This is a genomic window from Serratia sp. CY76391 (genome assembly GCF_052166695.1).
Taxonomy (GTDB): Bacteria; Pseudomonadota; Gammaproteobacteria; order Enterobacterales; family Enterobacteriaceae; genus Serratia; species Serratia nematodiphila.
Genome location: NZ_JBJNOJ010000001.1, coordinates 1,241,437 through 1,254,593 on the forward strand (window position 1 = coordinate 1,241,437; position 13,157 = coordinate 1,254,593).

The window sequence follows — 13,157 nt, forward strand, 5'->3', positions numbered from 1 at the left end:
GGAGGTTAGACCAGTTCGGTCATCGGTAAGAGCATAGCCAAATGAGCAAAAAATGCCACATAAAAATTACATTTTGGAAACAATTTCCACGCCGGCAAAACACAACGCCTAGTACTCCACCACAAAACTGAGGTTGTCTTGATAGCTGCCGACCGCCACTTCCGTCTGCGCCGCATTGACCGCCGCCTTATACGGGATGCTTTGCGCCAGCCCGGTGCCGGCGCCGCTCTGTTTGTTGGTGCTATCCCAAACGGTCGTCGTATTAGGCAAGTAAATCTGGTACTGCATGAAGTTGCTGGTGCCGCTTTTCATGCGCCGCCAACCGGTGACCGGGTTATTGCCGTTGGTGAAATAGGTGTTGTATCCCTCGGTTTTGGTGCAGGTCAGGGTGATGCTCTGATTGACAGGATTGAACTGCCCAACCAACGCCATGCTGCCGAAATTGACGTTGGGCGCGGTGCCGATCAGGCAATCTTTGGTGATGGTGACGCTGACGCTGACCGTGCTGGGTTTGTCGACGCCGTCCCACCAAACGCACAGGCCGAGCACGCCCAGACCGCAAATATGGTAATTCCAGATCAGGTTGATGCTGTCGGTATAGGTTCCTGCGCGCACGTTGGCGCCGGCGGTGGTTTTGATATACAGCGGAAAGTTGACGTTGGAGGAAATCAGGATCAGCGACAGCAGGTTGAGCGAGCTGTAGTCGATGGTTTGGCCGATGCTGTAAGGATATTGGTAGTTGGCGTCGGGGTAGATCAGGTAAGCGATTTTATCGCCGGAACCGTCGGTGTTGGCAACCGCCATATTGTTGGTGGTGGAGGCGATTTTGACCGTGACGGTGTTTTGCGACAGTAAACTGAGCCCGAGCCCGGTGCAGTTGAGGCCGGCAGTGCCCTGGGCGTTGATCTGCCCGTTGTAGACCACGAAAGAGCTGCTCCCCGGTAAGGTGACGGTGCCGTTGGTAGTGGCGCAGTCGGCGAATGCGCGCTGACAGAGCAGCAGCGAGAGGGTTAGCAATAAGGCTTTCAATCCCCGAAACATAGTGACTCTCCGTCGTTGAATTAGCGGCAGACAACCGGGCCGACGCGCTGGATGCCCTGAGGCTTCGCCAGACTGAATTCCGCCTGACACGGCGGGCTGCCGTCGGCCGGGATCACGCTCAGACGATTGTGTTGTTGCACCGGGTCGATATAGGTCATGCCGTCCCAACCGACATAGCTTTGCTGATTGCCGCCAACCACCGCCACCTGGCTGCCGTTGGCCAGCGGTTTGCCTTGCTCGTCAACCAGTTCGACGTCGGCGGCGGAGATGGGTTGGATGGGGAACTCAACCAGAAAACCGCTGTGATCGCGAATGGCGACGGTTTTTTCCACCGTTGGCAGCGCGACGTCGGCGGGCAGACTAAGCGGATCAATCTGGAATTTCGCATGGTAGTAAGAGGTGACGGTCGGCACCAGTAAATAGCCCTGGGCATCGGTCTTGCCGATCGGCTGGTTCTCATAGCTCACCGGAATGTCGGCGTATCCTTGCGTGGACACCAGCGCAAAGGCATCGTTGATGGTGTTGGTGGCGTATACGCCGCCGTTCATCGCCACCAGCGAACCGCTGATTTCGCCCCAGTGGTTGGTTTCATCGCGGGTGCCGTATACGCCCGCTCGGGCTTCGAGTCTGCGGGTTCGCCAGGTCAGATCCGCCTGGCGGTAATCGCCGCCGCTCGGGTTATTGGCGTAGGCCAGATTCCAGCCGAAACCGCCATCGGTCGGCGCGGCGCGGCTGTAGCTGACGCGTTCGCTCCAGCGGTTGTTGTTGTCGCGCGCGGCGCTGAGGCTGGCCGTGCCCCAGCTGTCAAACGGAATGGAGAGCTGCAGTTGGGCGCTGTAACCGCTGCTGCCGATTTCCCGGTTGAGGGAGGCGTACAGGCTGCTGTTGCGCCAAAGCGACACACTGTAGGACAGGTTCACCAGGCGGGTCCGTTGAGCGATGGCGTCGCGAACGTCAAAATAACCGGCGCCGAGGCTGCCTAGCCGGCCCAGGCTGACGCTGCCGGTCAACTGATCGGTGCGACGGCTCAGACGGTAGTCGCTTTTATACACGGAAATGTCGCCAAAATCGGCGCTGCGCAGGATGCGTTGCGCATTGAGGCTGAAACGTGGGTTGCTGTAGGTGTAGCCAAAGCTGCTTTGATCGCCGTGGTTGCCGGTGTAGCGATAGACGGGCTGAGGATCTGGCTGCTGCAACGGCCTGCCGGTCAGCGGGTCATAATACGTGGGGGATGGTATCGGCCGGCCGCCGTTAAACGCGTCGTCGCCGGCCTGGCTGACGCTGTAGGACGCGTTGAGAACCCCCCATTGTCCGACGCGAATGTCTGCGCCGCCGCCGCCGACCGCCAACTCGGCTGCGCCTTCGGCGCGCCCTTCCAGGGTTAACCAATCAGTGACGCCGTAACGTAAACTGGCGCTGCCTACCCATTGCCCGTAATCGGCAGAATTCAACCCGTAGTTGCGTCGCAGCAAGCCGGTAGAAATGCTGAAATCGCTCATGCCGGTCTGCAGCAGGTTGCTGGCCACGTAGAACGGTACCGTGGTGCTGACCTGGCGGCCGAGGGCGTCGGTGGTGACGACGGTGGCCTGACCCGCGCCGTTAATGTAGGGCACGCTGTTGAGGGTAAACGGCCCGGGATTAATGTTGGTGGTGCTGTTTTTATAGCTGTTGATGTATAAATCGACGCTGCTGGGCAATGCCGCCTGGCCGGAAAACTGCGGCAACGGGTAGGTGATAAGATCCGGGCGCACCGCGAAATTGCGCGCCAATTGCAAGCCGCCGATGCGCACGGCGCTGCTCCAGGGGAGCGAGCCGGTGGTAAGGTCACCGGCGATCACACTCAGCATCCGTTGATCATCGTTGAAACGCCAGTAGCTGTCGTACCGAATATAGCGGCCGCCATCGTCGTTTGGCCCGCCGTTAAACCCGCTGCGATAGATGCCGGTGTTGGCGACGACGCCGAACCCGTCGAACAGGCGCTGTTCGCTCCACGCCGACAGGTAGCCCGGCCGGCCATTGCCGTTGCTTTGGCTGGCGTAGATGTCGTAGTTGAACAGCAAACCGAGGCTGCTTTGCGCCGGCAAGTGCTGCAACGGTGAACGGGCGCCGATGGTTTGCTGCGGCAACCAGTCGTTGGGCACGTTGATCAGCAACTGCTGGCTCTCGCCGCTGTAGCTGACATCCACCTTCTCCAGCCGATCGACGGCGATTTCTTTCGCCTGTTTATCCGCTACCGGCAGCCCGGCGTCGAGCAGTTGTTGGGGTGTCATGTAGTAATGGCCGCCGCGGTAGTTGACCGGCACGACGTTGCCGGTTTGGCGCCCGTTGACGACCGGCTCCAGATACAGCGTGGTGTCCGGCATGCTGACGGCGCTGGGCGGCGGCGGCAGATCGTCGCCGAGCGCAAACGGCAGCCAGCCGCCGGCCGCCATGCTCAGCATGGCACACGCCAGCGGCTTAAGGCTGAAGCGCCGCGTCGATAGCCTCCCTGTCGGCTGCACCTGGGCCTCAATAAGACGGAATGGCTACGGGCTGTTTGTTGTCATTGACCGTGGCCATCAGCTTGCCGCTGCTGAAACCGCCGGCGGGCGGCAAGGCGAAGCGCATCTGTGAACCGGGCAGCACGTATCCCATCAGGCCGGGATTCAGGCTGCGGCCTTGCAGCGTCACTTTCGAGATACGAGCATGCACTGCGCCTTGGTTTCGCACCTCCAGCCAGCGTTCGCTGCTTTGCTGCTGTAGACGATAGCTGAGCTGGGGTTGGCTGGCGGTCGCGTAATCGCGCGGTTTTTCGCTGTCCTGTTTGGTCCAAATGCCTTTGCCGCTGACGAACAGCGGCACCGAGTAGCGCATCTGGAATTTCAGCCCCATCTCCGCGCCGCCGGGAGCGGCGCTCGACGCTGGTTCTTTCACCGGCACTTCATCGACCAAAATGCGGTAGGCGCGCTCCTGTCCCGCCGCCGGGGCCGACTGTTTGATCAGGCGTATCAGTTGGCGTTTGCCTGGCGCGATCGACGCCACCGGCGGGCTGGCGATCACGTCGCTTTGGTTGCTGTAATCGTCTTTGCCGGCGGTTTGCTGCCAACCCAGCACGCGAATTTGCATATAGACCGGTTTGCTGTCGCGATTTTCCAGCCACAGCGCGGTGGCCTGCTGTTGATCTTCAATCACCGGATCGATCGGCCAAATGAGAATGGAAGCCGCGGCCAGGGCGTGCTGTTGGCTTGCCAGGAGCAAGGCTGCCGTTAACGGCAGTCGGAAGGGTATGCGCATAACTCAATCCTTATTGCAAAAAACTTAATAAGTGACCGTCAACAAGACCGTATCGCTGTAAACGCCACTGGTGGGCAGGGTACTGGTCGAAAACAGACGGGCGTAAACCTTGATTTCTTGCGTGCTGCCGGTGGCGGCGACGGTCTGCGCCGCGCCGCCGTTGGCGCCATCTCCCCAAAGGGTGGCGTAGTTGCTGTCTTGATAAAGTTGATACAGCAGCGTTTCCGCCGTGACGGCATTTTGTAATTTTCTGCCGCCGGCGATGGATCCGGTCACGTGATTGCCGACGCCGAGGGCCAGCGTAACGCTCAGCCCCGGGTTGCAGCGAAACAGCACCGAACCGGCACCGCTGCTGGAGACGATGCTGACTGCGTTGCTCAGCGAGGACAACTGGCCGAAGTTCAGGGTGCCGAAGGTGGTCACGTCACTGACGCCGCTGCCCAATACGCAGCCTTTTACCACGGTTGCATTGACGGTGAACGGCTGGCTTTTGGTCAAATCGTTGACGCCGGTATCGCTTTGGGCCGGGGAAAGCGGCAGGCAGAACAGCAAACCGCAAATGGAAGCGCGCATCGTCATTACCAATTGATCGTGACCTGTACCGTATCGGTGTAGCTGCCTGTCGGGGGCGTGGACTGCGCCGGGATCATGCCATAGACCGGCAGCCAGTTGTCCGTACCGTTGGCGGTTTGTGACACGCCCGTCAGATTATCCCAAATGGTGCTGTGGGCGGCGTTGGTGTACAGGTTGTAATTCACCCGTTGGCCTGCCGCGCTTTGCAGGTAGCGGGCAGCGGTATTGCCGCTTTGCCCGCCGCCAAGCAGAACGCTGTAGCTGGTGCCGTTGGTGCATTTCACCCGAATGGCGCCGGCGTTTTGCTGCCCGGCGACGCTGGTTGCGGTGCTGAGAAAATACAGCGTGCCGAAATTCAGCGTGCCGAAGCTGACGTTGCCACCTGAGCTGCTACCGGCCTCACAGGCGCTGAGCAAGGTCGCGCTGACGCCGAGGGTCGCGGTTTTACTGTCGGCCTGCGCCAACAGGCTGCACGCCCATAATCCGCAGCAGCAAAGCGCGCGCCGCACCGTTACCAGGTGACCGTCATCGTGACGGTGTCGTTATAGGTGTCCGCCGCCGGGGTAGATCCGGCCGCCGGTACGCGGCCATAGACGATCAGCGGAACGGCGGCGCCGGTGCCGGTGCCGGTTCGCGCGTTGGCGCCGCTGCCCCAGGCGGTGGTGCGTGCGGCATCCTGGTACAGGTTATAACTGATGAATGCGCCTGCCGTGCTGGCCATGCGGCGTTGGGTGCCTGAAGTGACGTGGAGCCCGTTGTCCAGCGCCACCGTGTAGTCTGTGCCGGTGGTGCAGGTCAATGACAGCGTACCGGCCCCCCCTGCGCCGGTGGCGCTGGCGTCGATGATGTTGGCCAGTGAAGAGTAAGTGCCGAAGCTGATGGAGCCGAAGTCGTTGACGGAACCGCTGCTGTTGCCGCCTCCCACGACGCAACCGGCGCCGATGGTCAGCGTCACGCCTAACGTGCCTTGAATGGTGCCTGCTGCGTTAGCCGCGCCGTTGGCGCACAGCAGGGTTGCTACCGAGGTCAATGCCATCAGAGTTTTTTTCATCTTATATTCCTTGCCGTATGAGAGAAAGCCCGCAAAGACGCCACCCAGAGGTGGGTTGAACGTATTCATTTAGCTGCACTTTAATTAATAGAATAAGAATCGGGAATTGTCTTGATGAAAACGAGAAACTTATTATTCTCACTCCCCGGCTGGCGGGGCTTTCAGGCGAGGTATACCGATAAAGTGAAATGATTAGAATAATAACGAACGGAGATAGGAATATTATTAGCGTTATTTTATCGCCGGGGGGCATTCCCCGGCGCGGTATTGTTTACAGGTGGAAATCCAGTGCGCCATCCCGCACCAGCTCGCGCGGCAGGTTATTCTTGATACGGCTGCCAATGCGCTTGGCGATGCCCAGAGGTTGCCCCTGATAGGTGACGATGCACTCGTCGCCCGCCGGTGGCTGCTGCGGATAGAGATCGCGGCCGTGATACCACTCCTGGGCCAGCGCGGCGTCCAGCTCGAAATGCTGTTTGCCGTCAGCGCCCGCGAGGGCGATCGCTGCTTCGTGCTGCCAACGGAAACCTTTCGGGAAGCGCTCCGCCAGCTTGAGGCCGATACGCGAGAAGCGCACTTTGCCGAACAGCGGTTCCAGCTCGGCCGGGAACAGCCAGATTTCCTTATCGCGCTCCCACAGCCGGCTGTCAGCGCCCCAGGTTAAGCCGGATGCGGCGGCGGCTTGGGCGACCAGCGCCGCCTCTTTGCCGGACAGTGGGCTGAACGGAAACTTACCGACTTTATAGGTCGGCTTCGCCAACGGCGCTACGGCGTGCTGTTTGCGCAGACGGGCGACGAAAAACCCTTCGCTGTCGTAAATCTGCGGGAAGACGTGCAGAAAACCTTCGGCGGTCAATGCCTTGTCGGCGCCGGGAAACAGCTCGCCCAGCGGTTCGACGCTGACCGCGTCGCCGTAGGTGTCCAGCAGCCAACGCACCACCTGCTGATTTTCCTGCGCATTGAGCGTGCAGGTGGAGTAAACCATCACGCCGCCCGGCGCCAGCGCATGAAACGCGCTGTCGATCAGCTCGCGTTGGGTGGCGGCGATTTCGGTCACGCTTTCCGGCGACCAGTTGCTCATGGCGTCCGGATCCTTGCGTACCACGCCTTCGCCGGAGCAGGGGGCATCGAGCAGAATGGCGTCGAAGCTCTCCGGCAGCGCGGCGCCGAACACCCGGCCGTCGAAGTGGGTCAGCGCGGTGTTCTTCACGCCGCAGCGGCTGATATTGGCGTGCAGCACTTTCACCCGGCTGGCGGAGTATTCGTTGGCGACGATGCCGCCCTGGTTGCCCATCAACGCGGCGATCTGGGTGGTTTTGGAGCCCGGCGCCGCCGCCACGTCCAGCACGCGATTCGGCGCCGCGTCGCCGGCGAACAGCGCGCTGACCGGCAGCATCGAACTGGCCTCCTGAATGTAAAACAGGCCGCTCAGGTGTTCGGCCGCGCTGCCGAGGCGCAGTTCCTCATCGTCACGTTCGATCCAGAACCCTTCCGCGCACCAGGGAATGGGCTCCAGTCGCCAGTCGTAATCCTGCACCAGCACCAGGAAGTCGGCGACGCTGATTTTCAGCGTGTTGACGCGCAGGCTACGGCGCAGCGGGCGCTGGCAGGCGGCGATAAAATCTTCCATCGCCAGCTCGGCGGGCATGATGGCGCGAGTGGCGTCGAGGAAAGCGGGGGGCAGAAAAACGGCGGTGGATTTGGCCACGGGGCGAACTCTCAGGGTGCAATAAAGACAAGGGCGAGAGTTTATCACAAAGCGGAAAAAAACAGGGCCCGGCATTGCCGGGCCCTGAGGGAAACGCGAAAGTTAATCGCGCGGAATGGCGGTGCCCCAGGTTTTCCAGTCCTTCGGTTCTTCCGGATTCAGCAGGAAGTGCTTGTTCGGCGTCGCTTTCGGCGCCAGCGGAATAGTCGGCGGGGTGGCGAAGGCGATACCGCCGCGGATGAACTGCTGGAAGGTGCCGCTCTTGATCACGCCGCCGGTCAGGCCGAACTGCAGGTTGTAACCCGACGCCAGCCAGAACACGCTGTTGTTGCGCACCAGATGCTGATACTTCTTGCTGATGCGCAGCGCGACGTGCACCCGGTCGGACATGGCGCCAAGGTAGAAACCGGTGATGGTGCCGACCTCCACGCCGCGGAACAGCACCGGCGTGCCGATCTGCAGCGAGCCGGTTTCGGCGGCGTCGAGCACCACGCTCAGGCCGTCCAGATAGCGCGAGTCGGTGATGCTGGCCTGCTGCAGCTCGAAGGTGCGCAGCTCGCGGCCGCGCCCCGGCTCCACGTTGATATAAGGTTGAAGCAGGGTATCGAGATTGCTGACGCCGGCGGCAGAGATCTCCGGCGAGACGATCGAGAAGCGGCTGCCGAGACGCGCGAAGGTCTGCACGTATTCCGGATACAGCACCGCCTTGGCCAACACTTCGTTGCGCTCCGGCGCCAGCTGCAACGACTCTACCTGGCCGACGTCGATGCCGAGGTAGCGCAGCGGCATACCCGCCGACAGCTTGCTGGCGTCGTAGGTTTTCAGCGTGATTTGGCTGCCCACCGCGCGGGCGGCGGTTTCGCTGGCGTACAGCACGCGGTTGGCACCCTTGTTCAGCGTCACGCCCTGTAGATTATCGAAGCTGATGGCACCTTTCAGCGCGCGGTTGAGCGGTGAAGCCTGCACCGTCAGGCCGCTGCCGTTGAGCTGCACCTTGGCGCCGCCTTCGGCCCAGAAGATGCTTTCACGGGTCAGCAACTTACGGTATTCCGGGCTGATGTAGACATCCACCTCAAACTCGTTGGCCTTCGGCCGAACGTTGACGATCTCGCCCACCTGGAATTTGCGATACAGCACTACCGAGCCGGCCTGCACGTCCGGCAGGCTGGTGGCGCTGAGGGTCAGGGTGGTGGAAGGGGCGTTGCCGACGATGCCTTCCTCGGCTTTTTCGCTGTTGGCGTACAGCGGGTATTGGCCGCCAGGTTCCCCCTTGCTGCCGGGAATAATGCGCACGCCGCCGTCTACCCACTCCTGGGCGCTGGCGCCAAGCACTTCCATGCCGTCGATGCCCAGCTTGACGTCGAGGCGGCTGTTGACCACGAATTTGCTGTCTTTGTGCAGCAGGCCGCGATATTGCGCATCAACGGCGGCGGTGAACACCACGCCGCCGGCGGTCAAGGTGCGGCTCAGGATTTGGCCGACTTTCACGCCGTGCACCACCAGCGGCTGCCCGACGTCGATGCCGTAGCTTTGCGGCGCCGTCAGCGTGACGGTCAACACGCCCGGCTGTTGCAACAGCGTTTCGCTGCTGTCCAGCACGTTGAAGCGCTGCTGCGGCTCGCCTTCGCCCGGTACCAGCTCCAGCGTGGTGCCGGTCAGCAACTGGCTAAGCTTGGCGTCGTTGAGGCTGATGCGCGGGCTGCGCATCACGATGCGGGTGCCGCTGCGCATCAGATCGACCACCGAAGGATCGATGGTCAGTTCACCGACCACTTTGCTGTCCTGTTGCAACGTCAGCTTGGTCAGGGTGCCGACCTGCAGCCCCTGGTACATCAGCGGCGTGCGGTTTTCGCTCAGGCTGTTGCCGCTCGGCAGATCCAGCAGGATATTGACGCCGCGCTGGCTGTGGGCCAGATCAGGATACAGGGTATAGCTCTGATCGCCCTTGGCCTGCTGGCCATCGGCCGGAGAATCGAAGGCAATGGCACCGTTGACCAGCGCCGCCAGGCTCTCCATCTGCACCGTGGCACCGGACAGGCTGAAATCGCCCTTGAAGCCGGAAACGTTCCAGAAGCGGCTGTTGCTCTTCACCAGGTTGGCGAAGCGGCGGTCGATCAGCACGTCGATGGTTACGCCCTTGTTGCCTTCGCTGATGGTGTAGTCATACACCTTGCCGACCGGGATTTTACGGTAATAGACCAGCGAGCCGCTGTTGAGCGAGCCGAGATCGTCGGCGTGCAGGTGAATCATCAGCTCGCCGGTGTTCAGGCGGTACTTCGGCTGGGTATCGAGCGCCGTGAAGTGGGTTTGCTCCTTGCCGCTGCCGGGCATCATGCCGATATAGTTGCCGCCGACCAGCGCATCGAGCCCGGATACCCCGGCCAGCGAGGCCTTGGGCGTCACCAGCCAGAACTGGGTGCCTTCGCGCAGCGAGTCTTCCAGATCGCTTTTGATGCTGGCTTCCACCACGATGCTGCGCAGATCTTTGCTCAGGCTGATTTTTTGCACCGTGCCGACCTCAACGCCCTGGTAGCGCACCGGCGTGCGGCCGGCGACGATGCCCGCTGCCGATTGGAAATCGATGGTGACGGTGGTGCCGCGTTCCTGGACATTGTTATAGACCAGCCACCCGGCGATCAGCAGGGCGATGAACGGCAGTAACCAGAACGGTGAAATGCGGCGTTTGTTCTTGACCCGCGCTTCAGTCGGTGTAGTCGGCGTTTCCTGTTGCATGTGCATCCCAAATCAATCGGCTATCGAGCCACTCAACGGCAAGAATAGTCAAAATGACCGCCGAGCCAAAGTAAAACGCGGCCGGTCCCATAGTAAAAGATAACAGCTGGTCGCGGTTTACCAGCGACATCATCAAGGCGATAACGAACAGATCGAGCATCGACCAGCGGCCGATCCAGGTGACCAGACGCAGCAGACGAATGCGCGTCTTCAGGCTGTGCGAGGTTTTGAAGTGGATGCTCAGCAACAGCGTGATCAGCACGATCACCTTGGTAAAAGGCACCAGCACGCTGGCGATGAACACGATGGCGGCGATCGGCACGTTGCCGGAGGTGGCCAGTGAGACCACGCCGGAGAAGATGGTGTCTTCCATCCGCACGCCGTTGGCGTAAATGATGGAAATCGGCAGCAGGTTGGCCGGTATCAGCAGGATCATCGCCGCGATCAGCGCCGCCCAGGTTTTCTGCAGGCTGTAGGGCTGGCGGTGGCACATCGGCACATGGCAGCGCGGGCAGCGGCCGCGCGCGTCAGGGTAGCCGGTATAGTGGCAGGACAGGCAAATATGCAGCGCCGCCGGCGGTCCGTCCGGCTGTTCCTGCGGATAGTAACGCTCCCACAGCTGCTCCAGATTAGCGTGGATCAGCGTCAGGATGCTGAGCAGGGTGAGCGACAGGTAGGCGATCAGCGCGCTGCCCGCCTGGATGTCGGCGTAATCCTGCACCTTGATCGCCGCCACCGCCATGCCGATCAGATAAATGTCCAGCATCACCCACTCCTTGAGCCGCTCCAGCATCAGCAGCACCGGGCGCAGGTTCATGCCGAGCGCGTGGCCGAAGCGCAGGTACAGCAACGACAGCGCCAGCGTCAGCGGGGCGCCGATGGTGCAAAACGCCACCATGCTGGCGGTGAGCGGATCGCCCTGGCGGCTCATCTGCCAGATGCCCTCCAGCAAACTGGCGTCGATGCGCGTGCCGAGCAGGCGGATGCTGATCAGCGGTTCGGTGAAGGCGAACGGCATCAGCAGCAGCATGGTGATCGCCATGGCGGTCAGACGCGTCATCGACCAGTCGCGGCCGTGCACCACCTTGGCGTTGCAGCGCGGGCAATAAGCGGCCTGATTGCCGCTGAGCGGCGGCAGCATGAACAGCAGATCGCACTCGCAGCAGCGTTGGTGGCGCGCTTTGGAAAGGGGGGCGGTGATCGCGTGTATTTTCATTTTTGACAAGTAGCTGCCCTTGAGCCCGCCGGAACTGTCAGCGTAGCTGAAAAATAAACCGGCCGCGTCACCGGCGATCGGGCGCCGGACGGTAAAACGAGGTAAACCGGGATTCTGAGCGGCAAACATACCCCGAGCGACGGGGTTTTGTGAAGCAACAGATGATTAACCTTGTGGCTATACGCATTTAATGCTTATTTTATAGGGCCTAAGCTTTGGGCTTCTGGCCATCTTCACTGTTTCAATGGTTATCACATGACAAAAGAACAATTCTACGCGGAATTAAAACGTGATCTGAGCGCGTTGCTCGGCGGGGAGACCAACTTTATCGCGGCGCTGTCCAACGCCAGCGCCTTGCTCAACGAGCGTCTGGATGACGTGAACTGGGTCGGTTTCTATCTGATGGATGGCGCTCAGCTGGTGCTGGGGCCGTTCCAGGGCAAGATCGCCTGCGTGCGTATCCCGGTGGGCAAGGGCGTGTGCGGCACGGCGGTGGCGGAAAATCGCGTGCAGCGCGTCGGCGACGTGCATGCGTTCCCGGGCCATATCGCCTGCGATGCGGCCAGCAACGCGGAAATCGTGCTGCCGCTGGCGGTTGGCGGCCGGGTGATCGGCGTTTTGGACATCGATAGCACGGTTTATCAACGCTTCGACGAACGGGACGAAGCGGGCCTGAAAGCAGTGGTGGCGGGGCTTTGTGAGCAACTGGAGCAGTGCGACAGTGCGAAATATGTGACTGTGGCGGCAAGTTGATCGACGGTTAACGTGGCAATTACCGATGGCGTCATTATAATGACGCCTGTTCATGCCTGTGGCTTGTTGGCAATACCGTTGTAATCAGGAAATTTCATGGAAAATCAACCTAAGTTGAACTCTAGTAAAGAAGTCATTGCTTTTCTTGCCGAGCGTTTTCCGCTCTGCTTTAGCGCCGAAGGCGAAGCTCGTCCGCTGAAAATCGGTATTTTTCAGGATTTGGTAGAGCGCGTGCAGGGGGAAGAGAATCTCAGCAAAACGCAATTGCGTTCTGCCCTGCGCCTGTACACCTCAAGCTGGCGTTACCTGTACGGCGTTAAAGTCGGCGCGCAGCGCGTCGATCTGGACGGCAATCCGTGCGGTGAACTGGAACAGCAGCATGTCGATCATGCTCGCCAGCAGCTTGAAGAAGCCAAAGCGCGCGTTCAGGCACAGCGTGCCGAACAAAACGCCAAAAAACGTGAAGCCGCCGGTGAATCCGCCGAAGCTGCGCCACGCCGTCCGCGTCCAGCCGGTAAAAAGCCCGCTGCACGTCGCGAAGGCGGAGCCGCGCCGGAAAACCGCAAGCCGCGCCCACAAACTCACCCACAGCCCGCTCGCCAACCTCGTGCAGCCAAAGAGGAAAGCCAGCCGCGTTATGCGCCAGTCACGGATATCTCTAAACTGCAAATTGGCCAGGAAATCAAAGTCAGAGCAGGCAAGAGCGCGATGGATGCTACCGTACTCGAAATCGCTAAAGATGGCGTACGTGTGCAGCTCTCTTCCGGTCTGGCGATGATTGTGCGCGCAGAACACTTGCAGTTCTGATA

The 13,157-nt window shown here is 60.9% G+C and carries 11 protein-coding genes; 2 read left to right on the plus strand and 9 right to left on the minus strand.

All coding sequences use genetic code 11. The features are described from left to right. Nucleotides 1–108: 108 nt before the first annotated feature. The 9 genes from ACJ8PN_RS06320 to yebS form a co-directional block, all read right to left on the minus strand. Nucleotides 109–1,041, minus strand: coding sequence for a Csu type fimbrial protein (locus ACJ8PN_RS06320; protein WP_004931514.1), 933 nt, complete (start codon nucleotides 1,039–1,041; stop codon nucleotides 109–111). Nucleotides 1,042–1,061: 20 nt separating this feature from the next. Beyond that, a complete protein-coding gene (locus ACJ8PN_RS06325) occupies nucleotides 1,062–3,482 on the minus strand; it encodes a fimbria/pilus outer membrane usher protein (protein WP_442534718.1) in 2,421 nt (806 codons plus the stop codon). A 67-nt stretch (nucleotides 3,483–3,549) separates the two neighbouring features. Further along, nucleotides 3,550–4,314: a fimbrial biogenesis chaperone gene (locus ACJ8PN_RS06330; protein WP_171453866.1), complete on the minus strand. Its 765-nt coding sequence runs from the start codon at nucleotides 4,312–4,314 to the stop codon at nucleotides 3,550–3,552. A gap of 24 nt (nucleotides 4,315–4,338) precedes the next feature. Then, a complete protein-coding gene (locus tag ACJ8PN_RS06335; protein ID WP_162837984.1) occupies nucleotides 4,339–4,887 on the minus strand; it encodes a Csu type fimbrial protein in 549 nt (182 codons plus the stop codon). 5 nt (nucleotides 4,888–4,892) lie between these two features. After that, nucleotides 4,893–5,396, minus strand: a complete 504-nt coding sequence (locus ACJ8PN_RS06340) for a Csu type fimbrial protein (protein ID WP_033633239.1) — start codon at nucleotides 5,394–5,396, stop codon at nucleotides 4,893–4,895. Nucleotides 5,397–5,398: 2 nt separating this feature from the next. Further along, on the minus strand, nucleotides 5,399–5,938 hold the full coding sequence (locus tag ACJ8PN_RS06345; protein ID WP_015377665.1) for a Csu type fimbrial protein: 540 nt from the start codon (nucleotides 5,936–5,938) through the stop codon (nucleotides 5,399–5,401). Between the two features lie 271 nt (nucleotides 5,939–6,209). Continuing rightward, on the minus strand, nucleotides 6,210–7,646 hold the full coding sequence (gene rsmF / locus ACJ8PN_RS06350) for a 16S rRNA (cytosine(1407)-C(5))-methyltransferase RsmF (RefSeq protein ID WP_442534719.1): 1,437 nt from the start codon (nucleotides 7,644–7,646) through the stop codon (nucleotides 6,210–6,212). A gap of 102 nt (nucleotides 7,647–7,748) precedes the next feature. After that, a complete protein-coding gene (locus ACJ8PN_RS06355; protein ID WP_351107672.1) occupies nucleotides 7,749–10,379 on the minus strand; it encodes a PqiB family protein in 2,631 nt (876 codons plus the stop codon). Then, the gene (yebS, locus tag ACJ8PN_RS06360; protein WP_411261340.1) at nucleotides 10,348–11,595 is read right to left on the minus strand and encodes a membrane integrity lipid transport subunit YebS; all 1,248 of its coding nucleotides are present in this window, start codon (nucleotides 11,593–11,595) and stop codon (nucleotides 10,348–10,350) included. Before yebS ends, ACJ8PN_RS06355 begins: the two co-directional genes overlap by 32 nt. 255 nt (nucleotides 11,596–11,850) lie before the next feature. Between yebS and ACJ8PN_RS06365 the strand changes: the two genes are divergently transcribed. Next, on the plus strand, nucleotides 11,851–12,348 hold the full coding sequence (locus tag ACJ8PN_RS06365; protein WP_004931498.1) for a GAF domain-containing protein: 498 nt from the start codon (nucleotides 11,851–11,853) through the stop codon (nucleotides 12,346–12,348). 96 nt (nucleotides 12,349–12,444) lie between these two features. After that, complete coding sequence (gene proQ / locus ACJ8PN_RS06370; protein ID WP_442534720.1) at nucleotides 12,445–13,155, plus strand: RNA chaperone ProQ; 711 nt, start codon at nucleotides 12,445–12,447, stop codon at nucleotides 13,153–13,155. Nucleotides 13,156–13,157: the final 2 nt, after the last annotated feature.